This window comes from Methylomonas sp. HYX-M1, assembly GCF_040741385.1.
GTDB lineage: Bacteria > Pseudomonadota > Gammaproteobacteria > Methylococcales > Methylomonadaceae > Methylomonas > Methylomonas rhizoryzae.
Genome location: NZ_CP160405.1, coordinates 697,614 through 717,493, shown reverse-complemented (window position 1 = coordinate 717,493; position 19,880 = coordinate 697,614). Strand labels below are relative to the sequence as shown.

The following is a 19,880-nucleotide window of genomic DNA, read 5'->3' as shown; positions in this document are numbered from 1 at the left end:
AAGCAAAACGCTAGCGAACCCATGCGTCTAAAAATCGGTTGCGGCGCGTAAACAAAACAGCCTGCCGAAACGTGAGCGTTTGATACGCGCTCAACCATCGTTCAAGCCTTTTAAATTCCGTTCGCTTGTCGACCGGGCTCAGGGCAAACCGGCCCAGGGAGGCTTAACGGATTGTTCTCGGGCATGAACGGATCGCAAGCAGTTTGTTCCTGCCGCACGCCGATTAAGCGCTGCAACACCATCATTAACTGATCTACATCGAACGGCTTGATTAAATAATCGGCAAATCCGGCGTGCTCCTCGGCTATCCCCGCACCGTTCAGCGCATCGGCGGTAATCGCCACAACAGGTAGCTCGGCCGTCGCAGGATTATTTTTAATCCGGCGTAGCGCTTCGACACCGTTCATTCCCGGCAAATTGACGTCCACGAAAACCAAATCGGCCTCAAGCTGTTCCAGCTCCGTCAGCGCCGGTTCCGCGGCCTGAAAATGCCGCAGGGTAATCCCGGGTACCCTACGCAAAATATGCTGCATCAACATGGCGTTAGTCAAATTGTCTTCTATGTACACGACAGTGCCGTGTACATCCGGCAACGCTCGGGTATGCTTGGCTTCTTCCCTTTGCTCGCCGATGCCGGCGCCGTTCAAGACGGAAAAATCGGCTACCGGCAATTCTATCCAGAAGGTACTGCCTACGTCCTGTTGAGATTCGAAACCGATAGCGCCGTTCATGGCTTCCACCAACTGTTTGCAGATCACCAAGCCTATACCACTACCTTCAATAGCGCTGTTTTCTGCGCCTAAACGGTGAAACGGCGTGAACATTTCCGGCCAATACTGTTCCGCAATACCTTTTCCGCTATCTGTTACGCTGATTCGAACCGAATCGCCGCGCACCGAACAGCGCAGATTGACACTGCCGCCGGCTCGATTGTATTTGATTGCGTTAGACAACAAGTTATTCAACACCTGCCGCAAACGCGATCTATCCGCCATGACCGCCAACATGCCGGTTTGGCAGATTGCCTGCCATTCGGACAGGCCCTCGCTGTCCGGGCCTTTCGGACAAACCCCGCAGGTATTCATTGTGACCTGTTTTTCCGCCGCCATGTTGGCAAATAACGGCAAACACTCTTGGAACAAGCTACGCAACAAAACCGGGGCAATTTCCAAATCCATTTTGCCGGCCTCGATTCTGGCCAAATCTAAAATTTCGTTAACCAATTTCAGCAAATGCTGGCCGCTACGGGCGATATAGCTTAAGGATTCGGCCTGACTTTTGCTCAGCGGCTCCTCAACGTCGGTTTCCAACAGATGGCTAAAACCTATGATAGCGTTCAGCGGCGTGCGCAGTTCATGGCTGACGCTGGATAAAAACACCGACTTCGCCCGGTTGGCCGCTTCCGCGGCTTCTTTGGCCCGGGCAAGGTTTTCTTCGATGCGCTTGCGCTCGGTAACGTCCAAAATAATCCCGCTCCAAACGGCGGACTCGTCCGCTGTCGCCGGATTGGCTTGGGAAACAATCTGTATCCATTTGGCCTGCCCCGAGGCAAGTTTAATTCTGCATTCAACATTGAATACCCTGTCGTTCATTTCGGCCGCCTGCTGTTCTAGCGCCAACGACACCAAATCATCCGGGTGCAGCATTTGCAAAAACAAGCTGAAATCAGCCAACAAAGCCTCCGGCTCTAAACCCAAAATATCCCGGCAACGCGGGCCGGCATATAAAAATCGGGCGTTTCGGTGCGGGGGAAATACGTAATCGCACAACATACCCGGCACGGTTGCGGCAATGTTTCGAAACTTATGCTCACTTTTCGTAATCGCCTCCTCCATGGCTTTACGCTCGGTGATGTTATGCAAAATACAATGAATTCTCTGAAATCTGCCGCGTTCGTCGCGTTGCACCCGACAATCGATCAAAACGGTTACCGGGATGCCGTTTTGCCGTAGCAAGGTCAGTTCGTCGGAAATCGATTCTTGAATTTCCAAGGATGCAAACAAACCGGCCCAAGCCAAATTGTCGTCGTCATGCCACAAATCGCTAAAACACATGCCCAGCAGTTGTTCGCGGTTATATCCCAACAGATGCTGTAATCCGTCGTTAAAATCCACGAACTTGCCGTTGACGTCCAAAGCCTGATAAGCGACCGGAATATATTCGAACATCTGTCTGAAGCGGGTTTCGCTTTCCTGCAGCTGCCGCACCAGCTGTTTACGCTGGCTGATATCGGCTATGAAACCATGCCACAACACGTCGCCGTTTTCGGTGCGCATAGGGCTGGCCCTGCCTTCGACCCATATCTCGCCTTTCACAGGATGTTTGACGCGATATTCGTCCTGCCACACCGTCAAGCGCTCCGCGGACGTGCGAATGCCGTTTTTAACCCTTTGCACATCGTCCGGATGCATCACCTGGAAAATCGGCGACGCATCTTCGCCGACTTGGTCCGGGGGCACGCCGAAAACGTCGTAAAGTCCGATACTGGCGTAAGGAAAACAGGCGCTGCCGTCCGCACGGAGTAAATATTGGTAAATCACGCCGGGCAAATTGGCGGCCAACATTTCCTGCCGGTTATGCAAGCGGTACAAAGTACGCCGTCCGTGCTGCGCAAACGCCGCAAACCCGGCAAACAACAGCACTAAGACCGCCAAACCTATCAACCAGGGATAAACGCGACCGAAGTCTAATGCCTCGGTTTGATAAAACATGCCGCGCATATCGAAATCGGCCGGCAACATCCCCAAGCGAATGTAAACATCCGCGATGTGCCGCCAGCGGGAAACGCTGTTGTGGCCTAGCTCGATCAAATCGGCCATGATGAAAGGCCGATACTGCATAGCCTCCCACAATAAATGCTCCATGGAACGATCCGGGGCGTAACGCTGGTGTATCAATAAGGCAACTTCCTCCGGGTGCTGCATGGCATAGGCCCAGCCCTTCAAGGATGCCGCTCGAAAGGCACTCACCTGTTCGGGATGCCGGGATAGATAATCTTCCGAAGTAAATAAGGTATCGCCATAAAAGTCGATGCCGGCGTTGATGGCCCGCAGCTCCAGGTAGTCCACCCCGGCTTTATATAAGGTATAGGGTTGGTCGGGCGTGTAAGCCGACAGGCCGTCGGTACGATCGTCGATCAGATCGTGCACATCTTGACTATGCACTTGGCGCTGGTAATCCCCGGCTTTCAATCCGGAATCGCGAAAATACGCCTGAAGTTCAGCGTCGTCCGGACCTATCATCAAGCGTTTACCTGCCAGATCCGCCACAGTGCTAATGCCGCTGTCCCGCTTGACTACCAAACTAAGGGGAGAATGTTGGATGATCGGCGCCAACACCACTACCGGTTGACGTTTGCCGCGTTCCAAAATCAATTGCGAGTTACTGACGCCGAAATCGGCCAAACCGGCTACAACAGTCTCCACCGGGGGACGCTCCGGTCCGCCTTCGACTATCCGGACGTCTAAACCGGCATCACGATAAAATCCTTTTTCCAGGGCGGCGTAATACCCGGCAAATTGAAATTGATGCTTCCATTTCAATTGCAGCCTCACAGGCTCAAACCCATCCGCAGCCCAAACACCCGGCGAAATCCAAAACAATAGGCCTAAAGCCAAATACCGGTAAACCATTTATATTCCTCTGGAAATCGACGCATGTTTGCGACAGGAGCGGATCGAATGTTCGGCTATGAAAATTTGAATATAGTAAAGGTTTGCGGCAACGGACAAAAACCGCTAAATGTCCGGTTTTTCGCGGAAACGCCTTATCGCTCGTCACTTTTAGAAAATTTGTGCACCCAATAACACCATCGCCCGGCACCGGTAGGCCAACGCTTCCGTAAGATTATTTGATCGAACTTGCCGCAAGATTTCGGCAAACCCCGGCCGGTTAAGCTAGAATGTGGCCCTTTTTATTTTAATAATCATCTGACTCTTTGGAGATGTTGCGATGCGCATTATGCTGTTAGGCAGCCCCGGCTCCGGCAAAGGCACCCAAGCTCAATTCATTACCGAAAAATTTTCGATTCCGCAAATATCCACCGGCGACATGCTGCGCGCCGCGGTTCGGGAAGGCAGCCCGCTGGGCTTGGAAGCCAAAAAGGTGATGGACGCCGGCGGCCTGGTATCGGACGACATCATTTTAGGCCTGATCAAACAGCGCATCGCCCAGGCGGATTGCAAAAACGGCTTTTTGCTGGACGGATTTCCGCGCACCATCGCCCAAGCCGAAGGCCTGCAAAAATTAGGGGTCGAATTGGATTATGTCGTGGAAATTTCGGTCGACGACCAAGACATTATTCAACGCATGAGCGGGCGCCGGGTACACCCGGGTTCCGGCCGCAGCTACCACGTCGTATTCAATCCGCCCAAACAGGAAAACGTAGACGACCTGACCGGCGAACCCTTAATCCAACGTGACGACGACCAAGAAGAAACGGTGCGCAAACGTCTGAGCGTTTATCACGAACAAACCAAACCCTTGGTAAAATTCTATTCCGCCCCCGGACAAAACGCCAAATTCGCATCGATTTCGGGCGTCGGCAGCGTGCAGGAAATTACCGAAAGGCTGTTTGCCGCGTTAAGCTAATCCGTTGGCACAAACCGGCCGCAAGTCCGGCAATACAACCGGACCGACTTCGGCAGATGCTTAGTAGCTCGTTTTGAATTAGAGATCCCGTAATGGCAGGTAAAACTTTATACGACAAACTTTGGGACGACCACATCGTACACGTCGAAGACGACGGTTCGTGCTTGATCTACATCGATAGGCAATTGCTGCACGAAGTCACTTCTCCTCAGGCCTTCGACGGCCTGAGGCTGGCGGGGCGCAAGCCCTGGCGCACCTCGCGCAATCTGGCGGTGGCCGATCATAACGTGCCGACCACCGATAGAGCCAAAGGCATTGCCGACCCGATTTCTCGCCTGCAAGTGGATACGCTGGACAACAATTGCCGCGCATTCGGCATTACCGAATTCGACATGAGCGACATGCGGCAAGGCATAGTCCACGTGGTAGGTCCGGAACAAGGCGCTACCTTGCCGGGCATGACCGTGGTATGCGGGGATTCGCATACCTCCACCCACGGCGCTTCGGCCGCCTTAGCCTTCGGCATCGGCACCTCCGAAGTGGAGCATGCGCTGGCCACTCAATGCCTGGTGCAAAAAAAAGCCAAAAACATGCTGATCAAAGTCGATGGCCAAACCGGCCCCGGCGTGACAGCGAAAGACATCGTACTGGCCATCATCGGCAAAATCGGTACCGCCGGCGGTACCGGCTATACCATCGAATTCGGCGGCGCAGCGATCCGCGCCCTAAGCATGGAAGGACGTATGACAGTTTGCAACATGGCGATAGAAGCCGGCGCCCGCGCCGGACTCGTAGCCGTCGACGAGACCACCATAGATTATTACCGTGACCGGCCTTATTCGCCCAAAGGCGACGACTGGCATATGGCGGTACGCTACTGGCAAAACTTGCATTCCGACGCCGACGCCAAATTCGACAAAGTCGTCGAACTAAACGCCGCCGACATCAAACCGCAAGTAACCTGGGGTACCTCCCCGGAAATGGTAGTACCGGTCGATGCGCAGGTGCCCGATCCGGCCCAAGAACCCGACCCGGTCAAACGCGAAAGCATGCTGCGCGCGTTGCAATACATGGGCCTGCAGGCCGGGCAAAAAATCACCGACATCCGCATAGACAGAGTCTTCATCGGTTCCTGCACCAACTCGCGCATCGAAGACTTACGGGCCGCAGCCGGCGCGATCAAAGGCCGCCGCAAAGCCGACACGGTGAAACAAGTGTTGATCGTGCCCGGCTCCGGCTTGATCAAACGGCAAGCCGAAGCGGAAGGCCTGGATCAAATCTTCCTCGAAGCCGGATTCGAATGGCGGGAACCCGGCTGTTCGATGTGTCTGGCTATGAACGCGGATCGCTTGGAAGCCGGCGAACACTGCGCCTCGACTTCCAATCGCAATTTCGAGGGCAGACAGGGTTACGGCGGACGCACCCATCTGGTCAGCCCGGCCATGGCCGCCGCCGCCGCCATTGCCGGCCATTTCGTCAACGTTGCGGAGGAGTTGTAACCATGCAGGCATTTACCACCTTGACGGCCTTGGTGGCGCCATTGGATCGCGCCAACGTTGATACCGACGCCATCATCCCCAAACAGTTCTTGAAATCGATTCGTAGAGCCGGATTCGGCCCGTATCTGTTCGACGAATGGCGCTATCTGGACCGCGGCGAACCGGAAATGGATTGCAACAATCGCCCGTTGAACCCGGACTTCGTATTAAATCAACCGCAATATCAAGGCGCCCAAATATTGTTGACCCGGGAAAACTTCGGCTGCGGCTCGTCGCGCGAGCACGCACCTTGGGCGCTGGAAGGCTACGGCTTCAGAGTTATCATTGCCCCAAGCTTTGCCGATATTTTTTTCAACAATTGCTTTAAGAACGGCATCTTGCCCATCGTGTTACCCGCCGAACAGGTAGATCAGTTATTCAAAGAGTTGATCGACGGCTATCGACTGACTGTCGATTTGGCGCGGAAAACCATCACCACACCCGACGGCCGGCAAATCGGCTTCGACGTGGACGACAACCGCCGTTACCGTTTATTAAACGGTTTGGACGATATAGGCCTGACGTTACAACACGCCGAGCGCATCAAAGCTTACGAGGCGGAGCGCGCCAAACGCGCACCTTGGCTGTTTCACGACGCATAACACCTTTTATATATCCAGGTAAATCAATGACGAAAAAAATCGCAGTATTGCCGGGCGACGGCATCGGCCCCGAAATCGTTGCCGAAGCGCTTAAAGTGTTGAAATTTTTAAACTCCGACATGGATCTCGGCTTAAATTTTGAAACCGCACTAGTCGGCGGCGCCGCATACGACGCGTTCGGTACGCCGCTGCCGCAGCAAACCCTGAATTTATGCAAACATTCCGACGCGGTGCTATTGGGCGCGGTCGGCGGCCCCAAATGGGAACCTCTGCCGCACGCGGTCAGGCCGGAACGCGGCCTGCTGGGCATTCGTTCCGAATTGAACCTTTTTTCGAATTTGCGCCCGGCTATCTTATACCCGCAATTGGTGGCGGCCTCCACACTGAAACCGGAAGTGGTATCCGGCTTGGACATCATGATCGTGCGCGAGCTGACCGGCGGCATCTATTTCGGTCAACCACGCGGCATTCGTTTACTGGAAAACGGCGAACAGCAGGGCTATAACACACTGGTATACAGCGAATCGGAAATCCGCCGCATCGCGCATTCCGCTTTCAAAACCGCGCAAAAACGCCAACGAAAACTGTGTTCGGTCGATAAAGCCAACGTACTGGAATGCACCGAACTGTGGCGGCAGGTGGTGACCGAAGTCGGCAAAGAATATCCCGACGTACAGCTCAGCCATATGTACGTCGACAATGCCTCCATGCAATTGGTGCGCGCGCCGAAACAATTCGACGTCATCGTCACCACCAATATGTTCGGCGATATTTTGTCAGATACGGCCGCCATGCTGACCGGCTCGATCGGCATGTTACCGTCCGCCTCTTTGGACGCCAACGGCAAAGGCATGTACGAACCGATACACGGCTCCGCGCCGGACATTGCCGGCCAAGGGATAGCCAATCCTTTGGCCACCATTTTGTCAGCCGCGATGATGCTACGCTATACCTTTAACGAAGCAGGCGCCGCAGAGCGTATCGAACAAGCCGTAAACACCGCTCTGGACGCTAATGTCAGAACCGCGGACATCTATTCCGACGGCATGAAAAAAGTCAGCACGGCGCAAATGGGCGACGCCGTCGTCACCGCCTTAGGAGGCTAATATATGTCGAAAACCTACGACGTCGCGGTTGTCGGTGCCACCGGGGCCGTTGGCGAAACCATGATCAGCATCTTGGAAGAACGCAATTTTCCGGTGGGCAATGTATATGCTCTGGCCAGCGAACGCTCCGCGGGCAAGCGCATTCCGTTCAAAGGCGGCTCGCTGGTCGTCCAGGACTTGGCGAGTTTCGATTTTTCCAAAGTGCAGATAGGCCTATTTTCCCCCGGCGCGTCGGTCTCCGCGGAATATGCGCCTAAGGCCGCCGCCGCCGGCTGCGTGGTGATAGACAACACCTCGCAATTTAGGTACGACGCCGACATTCCGCTGGTGATCCCGGAAGTCAACCCGGAAAAAGTGGCCGAATACAAAAACCGCGGCATCATCGCCAACCCCAACTGCTCCACCATCCAAATGCTGGTGGCGTTGAAACCGATATACGACGCGGTGGGCATAGAACGCATCAACGTCGCCACCTATCAGGCCGTTTCCGGCACGGGCAAAGAGGCGATCGAAGAGCTGGCCACCCAAACCGCTAACTTGTTGAATGCCAAGCCGGTGCAGCCCAGCGTTTATCCCAAACAAATCGCCTTCAACGTGTTGCCGCAAATCGACGTGTTCATGGACAACGGCTATACCAAAGAAGAAATGAAAATGGTCTGGGAAACCCGCAAAATCATGGGCGACGACAGCATTCAGGTTAACCCGACGGCGGTCAGAGTTCCGGTGTTTTTCGGCCATTCGGAAGCCGTACACATCGAAACCAAACGTAAAATCAGCGTCGAGGAAGTCAAAGCCCTGCTCGATGCGGCTCCCGGCGTCACCGTATTGGATGAACGCGTAGCCGGCGGCTATCCGACCGCGGTAACCGAATCGGCCGGCCACGACGACGTCTACGTTGGACGCATCAGAGAAGACATATCCCATCCTATGGGTATAAACCTTTGGGTGGTTGGGGATAATGTCAGAAAAGGTGCGGCGCTTAACAGTGTGCAGATTGCCGAAGTGCTGGTAAAAAAATACATCTAAGCTAAGATTACCAAGCGTATCAAGCGCATCCAGTCGAAAGTGCCGAGGTGTAACTCTGTGAAGGAATCGAACGTAAAAGCTGTGTCCCAACTGTTGGCGATGGTATCGTTATTGGCGCCGATAACCGCACAGCCGTTAGGTATCGGAGATATAGAATTACATTCGGCACTCAACCAAAAACTGGAAGCGCAAATCAAACTTCATATCGCTTCCGGCGAAAATCCTGCCGACGTTAGCGTGCGTTTGGCGCCGCCTGAAAAATTCGATCAAGCCGGCATCCCTTGGAGTTATTTTCTTTCCAAAATCAAATTTCAACCGGTTGTTCAAGCTAACGGCGACATCGTCGTCAAAGTATCCTCGCGCGAACCGATCACCGAGCCTTTTCTGAATTTCTTGCTGGAAATCAATTGGCCGCAGGGTAGCCAATATCGCGAATACACCGTCCTGATCGATCCGCCGGCGGAATACCAACCATCGCCTCTTCCAAGCGCGATTAGTCCGGAATACCGTATCGAGCCGTTGGAAGAGCCGAGCGCGCCCAAGGCTACGCCACGCCGCAGCCGCAGTCCGATTCGCACCGCTTCGACTATTTCACCGCAAACGCCGACCGACGGAGAATACGGACCAACGCAAAGCGCGGATACCTTGTGGCACATCGCACAACAATTAGCTCAGCAACGCGAAGTCCCCACCAAGCAAATGCTGACGGCGCTGTACCGCGCCAACCCCGACGCATTCAATCACGGCAATATCAATTCGTTAAAAACCGGAGTCGTTTTAAAAATTCCCGAAACAGCGGCGATTATGCAATCCGGGCCAAAAGCCGGCGCTAAAGCAGCCGCACCGGTCAAGCCGCAACCTAGCGATGTCAAACCGCCTAAACCGCTGGAGCTTGTCGCCCCCAGCGATGCAAAAATAGCCGAGAACGCCGAAGTCGGCGCTCAAGTCAAATCCGGCGGAACCTCTACCGGCGGCAATATCAGCGGCGATAGCGGAGCCGGTGAAGCGGACGCCGGTCAAGCCGATCTACAAGCCCGTATCGACCGCCTGGAACAGCAGATCAACATGATGCAGCAATTGTTGGCGTTGAAAGACCAACAATTGGCGACGTTACAAAACCAAGGCGCGGCCGTACCCAGCCAACCCGCGCCAACGCCTGAGCCTGAGGCCAAAACACAGCCGGAAACTCCGGACGTACAGCAGGAAGTCCCGACACCGACGGCGCCTATAGAACCGGCGCAACAAACAACGCCGGCACCGCAACCGCCTCCCACAGCCGAGCCGACGCCGATTGTCCCCAAACCTGTTCCGCAACCGCGTAAACCAGTTCCTCCACCGGTACCGGAAGTGGTTGCAGAAGAAGAGGGCTTCTTTTCTTCGTCCGTATATTACTTGACAGCCGGGGGACTAGGCCTTGGCATTCTAGGTGCACTGGGCTGGCTATACCGGCGTAAACGCAAACCGGAAGGGCAACCCGATACCGAAAGCATGTTTGCCTCGGCCACCCAAATCAGAATGCCGGACGCAGACAGCGCATTATCGGTACCGGTTCTCGACATGACCTCCAGCGGCAATTACGATGTCGGCACGGTAGGGGAAAGCTCCTTCATCAGCGACTTTACTCCCAGCGATTTCGAGGCTTTCGATACCGATCAAGCCGAAGTGGACCCATTATCGGAGGCCGATGTTTATCTGGCTTACGGCCGCTACCAACAAGCGGAAGATTTGATCAAAGAAGCGATCAAAGAGCATCCTCAGAAAGACGAATTTAAGCTCAAACTGCTGGAAATCTTCTACGCCAACGAAAACCGCGAAGCCTTCGAAAATTACGCCCAAGAACTCGCCAAGGCCGGCAAACAGGCCGATAAAGGGTTTTGGAACAAAGTGACCGATATGGCTAGCGAAATCGTTCCGGACTCGCCGTTATTCGGCGGAACGGCCGCATCCGAAACGGCAACCGCCAGCCCCGCGCAGCATAGCAAAGAGACTAAAGCCTCATTCGAACCGAAATCGGAACCCGCAACGCCGGAGACTGACGCAGCAGGCGAATTGCAGTTGGACGACGACTTAAGCGAATTACGGCTGGACGAAGACGCAGCGCTGGACGACAACGGCCTGGACTTCGATTTGAGTTCGTTTTCTATCGGCGATGATGAAGCCGAGGAAGACAAACAAAATACCGCGGATACCGACATCGAATCGATAGAATTTAACTTCGACAATTTAGGTTCGGTTGCAGAACAAAAACCTACAGGGGAAAAATCGCCGGCCGAAGAATTCGAAACTTTCGATTTCAGCTTCGATTTGGACGACAGCCTGCCCAAATCCGCCGAACAAGCCCCCGCACCGCAACCGGAAGAAACGGCGTCGGCTACCGAGGTCGAAGAACCGGACGGCTGGGATTTCCCCGAATTTGTCAGCCCGGCACAAGACAAATCCGCGGCTCCGCTGACGCTAGCCTCTTCCGGCAGCAAAGAGCCGGAGAACATCGCCGCTGGCGACGCGGACGAATTCGACTTCAATTTCGACTTCGATGCCCCCGCCCTGGGCGCGGAAGAAGAAAGCGATTTCGGCTTAGGCGTTTCCGATTTAACCGATATGGATGAATTGGAAACTAAAATCGACCTCGCCAAAGCCTATATCGACATGGGCGACACCGAAGCGGCCAGAAAAATCGCGAGCGAGGTTCTGGAGAAAGGTTCGAAAGAACAAAAACAAGCGGCACAAGCTTTGCTGGACGAACTCATCTAAGGCGATAGCCAAGAATGTACCTACCCGAAGGCGCCGGATTTTTGCCCTTCGGGTATGCTCCGCAGTCTATAGGCAAAAAACCGGTCAGCCGGGCATCTTTTCGCCGAAAATCACCTAACGATCTTGAAGGGCTGGCAATCGCTCCGGCAAATGAAAGGTAGCTTGGTAGGAATGACGCCTAGCCGCAATGAGGGCCTTGCCAATCGCGGCTAGGCGTCGCTCCCACCATGACTTTCATAGTAGCCAATTCCCTGCATTCCAAACAGCGTTGCGATTTGACAGCTATTTTCCCGGCTCCGTAGCTTCGCCGCAACGCTCCACCTCGAATACCACGCCTTTCACGTTAAGCACCTTCACCTTGCTGCCCAACGGGCAATCCGGCCCCTGCACTTTCCAAGTCGTATCGTCCACTTTGATCTTGCCTTGGCCGTTTTCGATGGCGGTAACCAAATTAAAGGTACGCCCGATATATTGCGCCCCTCGTTTATTCAGCAAGGGTTGATCGCTTTGCTGGTCCTTGGCGTGGAAATAACGGCGCCAAACCAACACTGAAGCCACCGCCAGTACCGAAAAAATCAATAACTGTATTTCAAACGATACGGCCGGCTGCATCCAGACCAGCGACCCCACCACAAAACCGGAAACCGCCAGCCACAGGAAAAAAAAGCCGGGGGCCAATAGCTCTATTGCCAAAAAACCGGTCGCCAACACCCACCAATACCAAAATTCGATTTGCGTCGCCTCCATGTCTAGCCCTTTTTATTCAAGGCTTCTTTGGCCAATTCGCCGATACCGCCCAACGCGCCGATCACGCTGGAGGCTTCCAACGGCATCAAAATAAGTTTGCTATTGTCCGCCGCCGCAACCGCTTTCAACGATTCGATATATTTTTGTGCCACAAAAAAATTGATCGCTTGCACGTCGCCCTTGGCTATCGCTTCCGACACCATCATCGTGGCCTTAGCCTCGGCTTCCGCCATCCGTTCGCGCGCCTCCGCTTCGCGAAAAGCGGCCTCTTTACGGCCTTCCGCTTCCAAGATTGCGCTTTGCTTCAAGCCTTCCGCTTTCAAAATTTCCGCCTGCCGCAAGCCTTCCGCCTCCAAAATCTGTGCGCGTTTTTCCCGCTCGGCTTTCATTTGTCTTGCCATAGAGTCGACCAAGTCCTTGGGCGGCGCGATATCTTTGATTTCTATACGGGTCACTTTGATGCCCCAAGGCGTAGTCGCGTCGTCCACCACCGCCAACAACCGGGCATTGATTTCGTCGCGCCGCGATAACAGCTCGTCCAAATCCATGGAACCCATCACGGTGCGGATATTGGTCATGACCAGATTGATGATGGCTACATCCAAGTAGTTGACCTCATAAGCCGCCTTGGCGGCATCCATGATTTGGTAAAACACCACGCCGTCTACCCTGACCATCGCATTATCCTTGGTAATCACCTCCTGAGACGGCACATCCAGCACTTGTTCCATCATATTCAAGCGCCGACCGATACGATCGATGATAGGTACGATGATATTCAACCCCGGCGTCAGGGTATTGATGTATTTGCCGAAACGTTCGACCGTGTATTCCATGCCCTGAGGTACCGATTTCACGCTCATGAACACCATTAAAATGGCAAACGCAAACAATACGGTGACAAACAAACTGAACCCGCCCATAAGGCCTCCCGGAGTTTTCGATTCGAAATAGTAGATATTGCAAACTGCTAACCAACTAATAATAATGCATACTTCGACAACCTGCCGGTTTAAGGGCCTAAGCATGAACACGCTAATTTACTATTCGTTCAACATCTTCATCTTGATGGCGGTTATTTTGATCGTAGGGATGATCAAACCTAAATGGATCTTTTTTTGGATGGATTCTCCGGGACGGGCGCCGGTACTGGTCATCAGCGCAGTGCTGTTCATGGTTGCCGCCACCATGTTCGGCGAAGGGAACAAAGAATTGCAACAAGAAAAAGCCAAACAGCAGCAACCGGCTAGAACGCTGAATTCGGAAGTGCCGGACTTGCATTGATGAGCTAGATACGCAGCCCGCGCACCCTATTTTTCAATGTCCGTAAATCGGCCGCATCGCTTTGCGCTTGATAGCGAATACGAATGTACAAAGCGGTAATCCGCTCGATTTGCTCCGCCAATTCCGGTTTTGCGGCTGCGGCGCGCTCGGCGAAGGCTAGCGCGCCTTCGCTGTAACCGATTTCTACGCCGGCCTTGGCCATTTTCCTGCAAAACTGCCGATAGCATTCCACGCTTCGATCCGCCGCGACGCGCGTTTTCAATAACCAAGCGGTTAACGGCAATCCGACGAGTAACAGACTCGCAAACAACCACTGCGCCAGCTTGAACGTGCTATCGATGCCCCAATCGCGAAAAAATTGCGCTTGATTTTCGCTGTTGTAATTGACCACCCAGCGTTGCCAGTTGTAATCGATGCTTTGCCATAATTGCCGGCTGCGTTTCAGCCAATCTCCGGCCGATCCTATGCTGACGGACGTAAAGCTGACTTCGCCGCTGGCGATTTGCAAATCTACGTTCACCCCTCGCTCTATGCGCTCCGGCGCCACTGCCGCGGTAGGATCCACGCGGACCCAACCTTTATCCGGCAGCCACGCCTCCGCCCATGCATGCGCATCCGCCTGCCTGACTTCCAGAAAATTGCCGACCGGATTGATTTCGCCGCCTTGATAACCGCCGACCACCCTAGCCGGAACGCCGGCAATTCTCAGCAAATACACCAAGGCGGTCGCGTAATGGCTGCAAAATCCTCGCCGGGTTTCGAACAGAAAGGTCTCGACAGGCTGATCCGGCATCAACGGCGGCGTCAGCGTGTAATAAAAATTTTCGGTGCGAAAATAGCGCAGCAGCCCATCGATCAAGTCTTGCGGACCGGCGGCCTCTTGCTGCATGCCGGCGACGAAATCGCGCAGGCGCCCGGAAACCGGCTGCGGTAATTGCAAGGCTTGCCGGCGCTCTTGGTCGCTGAGCGGCAAAATCCTGTATTCCGCCCCGGACACGATGCGGTATTCGGCGCGCTCCAGCGGTTTTTCCTTGACCTGCAATTGGTAATAACGATTGCGCCTCAGCTCGGGACCGAAAGACTCAGCCATTTCCAAACCGTACACCAAATTCTGCGCTTGCGGCTCCAACAACAAGGTGTATGCGTACCGATCGCCGACTATCTCCGGCGGATCGGCACGTTGATCCGCCTGCTTTACCGCGCGCCAGCCGTTGCCGTCGGTTTCGACATATACCGGTCCGCGCCAATAGCGTCGGGCGGGCGGCGGAATCGGCCCATCGAAGCGCACTCTGAACACCAAAGCGTCGGACAGGCTCAGCTCGCTGATCGAGCCCGGCTCCAATCTGTCCGTCAGACCGGACACGGCTTTGTGCTGATCCTGCAACCACATCCAACGCGGCGCTTCGACCCTGGGAAAAAACACGAACATCAGCAACGCCAGGGGTAGCGCGTGCAAGCCGATAGCAAATCCCGTTTTCAGCATCCGCCCTATCGGCAGCGTAGCCGAATGCAAGCTGAGCAAAGTCACCAACAACAGGCCGGATACCGTTAACACATACCCGGCCATCCACAAGCTTTGCTGATATAAAAACTGCGAAGCGGCCACGATGAAAGCCAGATTGACGACCAGATAAGCGTCGCGCCGACTGCGCGTTTCCAGCAACTTCAAGCCTAAAGCCACGACAAACACGGCGGTACCGGCGTCGCGCCCGAAAAAACTGCGCTGCTGACTGACCAACAGCGCAATGGCCAGCAACGTCAGCAAGGTCAGCTGCGTGCGATTCGGCAAACCGTACTGCCGATACAAGGTCACTGCCCGCCATGCCGCCAGCACGCCGAAAAACCCAAACAAGGGTAGCGGAATGTGCCAGGCGTGCGGCACGGTAATCAAGCACACCGACAGCAACAGCAAGGCCAACGCCCGCCGGTCCGGAACCGGTTCTATCGCTACGCTGCCGGCCGTCCTTGTGCTAGGAAAATTCAGGGTAATCGCCATCGGCCGGTCAACTGCGTTGTAAGGAACATAAACCGGGGGCGGACATGTGACTAAGCCTGCAAGGCTTGCCAAAAATCCTGCAGCTTAGGCCGCTCTAATACCGCTTGCGCGGCCAATACTGCGGAAACGCTGACGCCGGCCACGCCGCCGCCCGGCCGGGTCCAATGGCCTACGTGATATAAGCCCGGCACTGCGCCGCGCACGTCCGGCCGGTTGGGCCCTATTTGCTCCGGCGTTGCGGCGAAACCGTAGGCGGCGCCGTGCCGGTTCAAGGTGTAACGTTCCATGGTGCGCGGCGACCCCGATTCCACCAGCAAAATGCGGCCACCCAAGCCGGGAAATTCGCGTTCCGCCAATTCCAGCAAGCGCTGCTGGAACGCCGGTTTCGCCTCCCGCCACGAGCGCCCGACCTGGAACGGACATAAACTGGTCAGCATCATTACCTGACCGCCCGCCGGGGCGACAGACCGGTCGCTGACGCCCGGCATAGTCGCCGAAAACCAGGTCATTTCTCCGGCCAAGCTGCGGTGGTAATTCAGCTCGTGATCGTAACTCGGGAAAAAAAATGCTTCGTGGCTGAGCTGCGACGCCGGCGGCACCCTGTCGGTGGCCAGGTAACAGGCAAAAATCGACAGCGACACTTGCATGGCCGCGACCCTGTCCCGCCATGCCGCCAAGTCGTTGCCGCCGGCGGACAACATCTCTGCGGTCAGCAGCGCATCGGCGTTCGAAACCACCGCATCCGCGCCGATCACTTGCCCGTTTTCCAATACGACGGCGTCGGCGCGGCCGCTTTCGCAGCATATGCGCCTGACGCCGGCATTCAGCATCACTTCGCCGCCGTGCGTTGCAATGGCACCCGCCAGCGCATTCGCGAACTGCTGAAAGCTGCCCCGGCAATAATAGCCACCCTCGTACACATAGCCGGCCATCATGACCGCCCAGTACAAAAACGACAGTCGCGACGGCGGCAGCCCCAAATAAGGCCAGAGCGCCGCGCACGCGCTTTTTAAACGGGCGTCGACGAGATATTCGTCCAATACCTGTGCCAAGCTTGCGCGCCTGTAGCGAAACAAATCGGCTAAAGCTTGCGCCGGCGACCCGCTACTCTCTCGGCCTTGCGCCAGCCACTCGTCGGCCATTACCGACTGCTCCGCAATCTTGCGGCACAAGCGCAACAGCGCCAGCAAACCGGCGTGCTCCGACCCGAACCGGGAACACAGAGCGTCGACATACTCGGCTTCGCCACTATGCAACCAGAACTGTCCGTCCGGATAAACCACCCGGCCATAACGCGGCACGTCGATGAACAAGCCGTCGGCGTCTATCCCGACCGCCCGGCAAATCCGGTAAATCGTACTGCCGTTGGCATACCCCCTGGCGCTGCAGCCACTGACCAAATGCACGCCGGCATCGAAGTGGAAGCCACGCCGCTTGAAACCGTGCGCATAGCCGCCGGGCCTGTCGTGGCGCTCGACCACCAACACCGACTTACCCGCTTTGGCCAACAACGCCGCGCAGCTCAAACCGCCGATCCCGGCGCCTATCACCACCACGTCGTAACGTTCTTGTTTGGATTCTGTATGGATGCCGCGCATGCCGCCGGGAGTTTTGTCCGTTGTCTTAAGGTAAGCCGTCAAGCCGGGCAAAGTAACAGATTCGGCTGACGACCTCAATTTGAGGTCTTCGAGCCCTCAGTCAGGAAAATATCACGATAGCAACAGTGAGGCACATTTGAAAAAATAACGGAATGAGCATTAAGGCCTGATCCGTCGGTACTAAATAGCGATGGGTTGGATTGCAACAATTCATTGCGGTAAGCCATTTTTTAAACGCCTTAGTGGTTATTGAGCGGGAGAATACAGAAAGCCACCCGCGTAACGATAAGTGATACCCCATAATGGATGAGTCAGCTTAAAATCCAGTCGAAACCCATCACCGAGCGCATGCTCCCTGATTTCGGCACTTCCCAATAGCAGCCAGTCCGGTATCTTCAGCTTGAAATTTCGCCACTGCCAAAAGTGCTCCAGGCTACGGTAAAGCAATTCGCCTTCGTCGACTTCGACTCGCATCCGCAAACCGAATCCAAAACCGATGTCTTCGATCAGCTCGTTGTCCGCAGCAAAACGCATACTCGAATAAAAACAATCGCTCTTGCCGTCGGCATAACTCAGCGTGCGCCGCCACTGCAAAACGCCGCCGTCGGCGCGTTTGTCGACTTCCGCCGCTACCGCCTTGCCCGGCCACAGCACCAAGCCTCCGAACAGGTGTATCGTCCAGACCCATGGAAACAAATAACCAGGATAAGTTATTTCCATCTCGCCGTGCAGCCGGCTTTTGCCGCCGTCGCTGATGTCGTAGTGCCGACGTATGCTGTCCGGGAGCAGGTACCAATCTTCACCTAAAACTTTCTGCATCAATGCTTTTGTCATGGGCTTAGCTCCAAAGTGAGTTATGAAACACCATCAACGTGGTGATGCTGATCATGCCGAAGAAAGCAGGTACCCCCAGCCACAACCAGAGTTTCGAATAATAATGGTACAGATAGGGTAACGGTTTGCCTTCCGCAAGACTTTGCACGGCAATGTCGCGCATGCGGATTTGCAACACGACTACCGGCAGCCAGCACAAACCGGTGATTAAATACAGCAGCAAAGTCCACCACAGCCAGCCGTCGTCTAACGAAGCCGGCAATTGCCCCGCTAGCAACACACCGGTAGCAGGTTGTATCAATACGGTTGGCGTCGTGAACCACCAATCTGCCAATACTACATGGCGGCTAGTCGCGGCAATCGCGGCATGCTCCCCGGTTTTATCGGCCATAACCTTATAAAACACTGTACCGCAACCTAGCCCGAATAAAACGACGGCGCTGAGGATGTGAGTCAACTTCAAGCTTAAATACATCATGGTCTTTCTCCTTCCAATACGCGGTAAACCAGCAACAAGACTAAGAACGGCAGGTTTTTCAATAAGGGCCCGAATGGATGAAATATGAACTCGGGCAAACGGCAGGCCACGACGATACTGTAGGCGAAGACGATGTAACACTGCCAAAGCAACAACGATTGAATGCGGTAACGGCACAACGTCGCGACGCCGAAAACGATGTCCATCAGCGCCAGAGCATACAAGGTCAAGGCAGCTATCCAACCTTCTATACCGGTATCGGCCAGCATACGGTAACTGAGGTCGTGCGGATAGAAAAATAGCGATGTGACGCCGCTCCACAGCCAAACCAATGCGATCACCCATCGGGCCGCCGGCCGTAAAAAATACAAGCCGGCCTGCCAGCGTTCGGCTTGGCTGGCAGGCCGTTCGAACAATCGGCTAGTAACGTTGACGGGCGGGCGACCAAGAAAATCGGTCAATACGGAAACATCCGCACTATTACCTCTAGCCAGCATCGCAATACTGTCCGGACTCAGAATGGGCTCACCTATCCAGCGCCCGAGACTTGCGGCAAGCTTTGCGTAACGTAGCGGTATGGATACCGCCGTAGCTCCCGTTTTACCCAGCCGCCGACGCAAGCCTGCCAACCAATCGGCATAGGTGATAGCTTCGGGGCCGACCAAGGCCAACGTTTTGCGGCCCGTCGTGTCTGCGTCCAAGCAACGGCCAACCGCTTCGGCGACATCATTAATATAAACGGGTTGTATGAATTGCCGTCCGCCATCGGGTAGACAGTGTATTGGTAGGGAGGCCAGCGCATAAAACAGCGCTGCGCTTTGACCGCCATCACCGTAAACCAGCGACGGTTGCAGCACGAACCAATCCAACGGCAATTGCCGCAAGGCATCGTCGGCGGTCCTCTTGCTTACATGGTAGGGCGACTCTGCTGTGCCGTCCGCTCCAAGGGCCGAAATCTGCACCGCTTTGCCGACGCCGGCCCGATCCGCCGCAGTAAACAACGCCGATGCCGCCTGGTTATGCAGGGCTTCGAAGCGTTGATTGCGGGTTTCCGCGATAATACCGACGCAGTTAACGACGGCATCTATGCCCTGTAGACGGGGCCACCACGCCGCTACGGTATCGGCTTCGTTGAAATCGACAGCAAATGTGGCGAGGTGTTCATGTCGGATAGTGAGTTGTTCAGGATTCCGGCAGCAGGCCGTTACCCGATGTCCCCGGCCGAGCAGTTCGGCCAATACCGCACGGCCGACAAAACCGCTAGCGCCGGTCAGTAAAATGTCCATGCTTTGCTCCTTAAAATCGAAAGGCAGGAGCAAGATAAGCCACG

At 55.1% G+C, this 19,880-nt stretch carries 15 protein-coding genes; 7 read left to right on the top strand and 8 right to left on the bottom strand.

Going from position 1 to position 19,880, the window contains the following annotated elements; translation table 11 throughout:
- Window positions 1–110: 110 nt before the first annotated feature.
- Complete coding sequence (locus tag AB0A83_RS03400) at window positions 111–3,632, bottom strand: ABC transporter substrate-binding protein (RefSeq protein ID WP_367155404.1); 3,522 nt, start codon at window positions 3,630–3,632, stop codon at window positions 111–113.
- 319 nt (window positions 3,633–3,951) lie between these two features.
- Here AB0A83_RS03400 and adk point away from each other — a divergent pair, with 319 nt between their 5' ends.
- From adk to AB0A83_RS03370, 6 genes are all read left to right on the top strand, one after another.
- A complete protein-coding gene (gene adk / locus AB0A83_RS03395; protein WP_367155402.1) occupies window positions 3,952–4,590 on the top strand; it encodes an adenylate kinase in 639 nt (212 codons plus the stop codon).
- 92 nt (window positions 4,591–4,682) lie between these two features.
- Window positions 4,683–6,089, top strand: a complete 1,407-nt coding sequence (gene leuC / locus AB0A83_RS03390; protein WP_150046731.1) for a 3-isopropylmalate dehydratase large subunit — start codon at window positions 4,683–4,685, stop codon at window positions 6,087–6,089.
- A gap of 2 nt (window positions 6,090–6,091) precedes the next feature.
- Window positions 6,092–6,730, top strand: coding sequence for a 3-isopropylmalate dehydratase small subunit (leuD, locus tag AB0A83_RS03385; RefSeq protein ID WP_367155401.1), 639 nt, complete (start codon window positions 6,092–6,094; stop codon window positions 6,728–6,730).
- Between the two features lie 26 nt (window positions 6,731–6,756).
- Window positions 6,757–7,836 (top strand): 3-isopropylmalate dehydrogenase, encoded by a 1,080-nt coding sequence (leuB, locus tag AB0A83_RS03380; RefSeq protein WP_150046727.1) that lies wholly within the window; start codon window positions 6,757–6,759, stop codon window positions 7,834–7,836.
- A gap of 3 nt (window positions 7,837–7,839) precedes the next feature.
- Window positions 7,840–8,862, top strand: coding sequence for an aspartate-semialdehyde dehydrogenase (locus AB0A83_RS03375; protein WP_367155400.1), 1,023 nt, complete (start codon window positions 7,840–7,842; stop codon window positions 8,860–8,862).
- A gap of 57 nt (window positions 8,863–8,919) precedes the next feature.
- A complete protein-coding gene (locus AB0A83_RS03370) occupies window positions 8,920–11,613 on the top strand; it encodes a FimV/HubP family polar landmark protein (protein ID WP_367155399.1) in 2,694 nt (897 codons plus the stop codon).
- A 282-nt stretch (window positions 11,614–11,895) separates the two neighbouring features.
- Here the strand turns inward: AB0A83_RS03370 and AB0A83_RS03365 are convergent, their stop codons facing one another.
- On the bottom strand, window positions 11,896–12,360 hold the full coding sequence (locus AB0A83_RS03365) for an NfeD family protein (RefSeq protein WP_150046721.1): 465 nt from the start codon (window positions 12,358–12,360) through the stop codon (window positions 11,896–11,898).
- 2 nt (window positions 12,361–12,362) lie between these two features.
- Window positions 12,363–13,283 carry an SPFH domain-containing protein gene (locus AB0A83_RS03360; protein ID WP_150046719.1) on the bottom strand — a complete coding sequence of 307 codons (921 nt, stop codon included), beginning with the start codon at window positions 13,281–13,283 and terminating at the stop codon, window positions 12,363–12,365.
- A gap of 103 nt (window positions 13,284–13,386) precedes the next feature.
- On the opposite strand from AB0A83_RS03360, the gene AB0A83_RS03355 reads away from it, so the two are divergent.
- On the top strand, window positions 13,387–13,644 hold the full coding sequence (locus AB0A83_RS03355) for a hypothetical protein (RefSeq protein WP_150046717.1): 258 nt from the start codon (window positions 13,387–13,389) through the stop codon (window positions 13,642–13,644).
- Window positions 13,645–13,648: 4 nt separating this feature from the next.
- On the opposite strand, the gene AB0A83_RS03350 is transcribed toward AB0A83_RS03355, so the two are convergent.
- From AB0A83_RS03350 to AB0A83_RS03330, 5 genes are all read right to left on the bottom strand, one after another.
- Window positions 13,649–15,640 (bottom strand): DUF3488 and DUF4129 domain-containing transglutaminase family protein, encoded by a 1,992-nt coding sequence (locus tag AB0A83_RS03350; RefSeq protein WP_367155397.1) that lies wholly within the window; start codon window positions 15,638–15,640, stop codon window positions 13,649–13,651.
- Between the two features lie 50 nt (window positions 15,641–15,690).
- On the bottom strand, window positions 15,691–17,289 hold the full coding sequence (locus AB0A83_RS03345) for a phytoene desaturase family protein (RefSeq protein ID WP_367155396.1): 1,599 nt from the start codon (window positions 17,287–17,289) through the stop codon (window positions 15,691–15,693).
- Window positions 17,290–17,484: 195 nt separating this feature from the next.
- A complete protein-coding gene (locus AB0A83_RS03340; protein WP_190303233.1) occupies window positions 17,485–18,072 on the bottom strand; it encodes a DUF4166 domain-containing protein in 588 nt (195 codons plus the stop codon).
- A 4-nt stretch (window positions 18,073–18,076) separates the two neighbouring features.
- On the bottom strand, window positions 18,077–18,550 hold the full coding sequence (locus tag AB0A83_RS03335; RefSeq protein WP_150046713.1) for a DUF2269 domain-containing protein: 474 nt from the start codon (window positions 18,548–18,550) through the stop codon (window positions 18,077–18,079).
- A complete protein-coding gene (locus tag AB0A83_RS03330) occupies window positions 18,547–19,836 on the bottom strand; it encodes an NAD(P)H-binding protein (protein WP_367155395.1) in 1,290 nt (429 codons plus the stop codon). The genes AB0A83_RS03335 and AB0A83_RS03330 overlap by 4 nt, the downstream gene beginning before the upstream one ends.
- Between the last annotated feature and the right edge of the window lie 44 nt (window positions 19,837–19,880).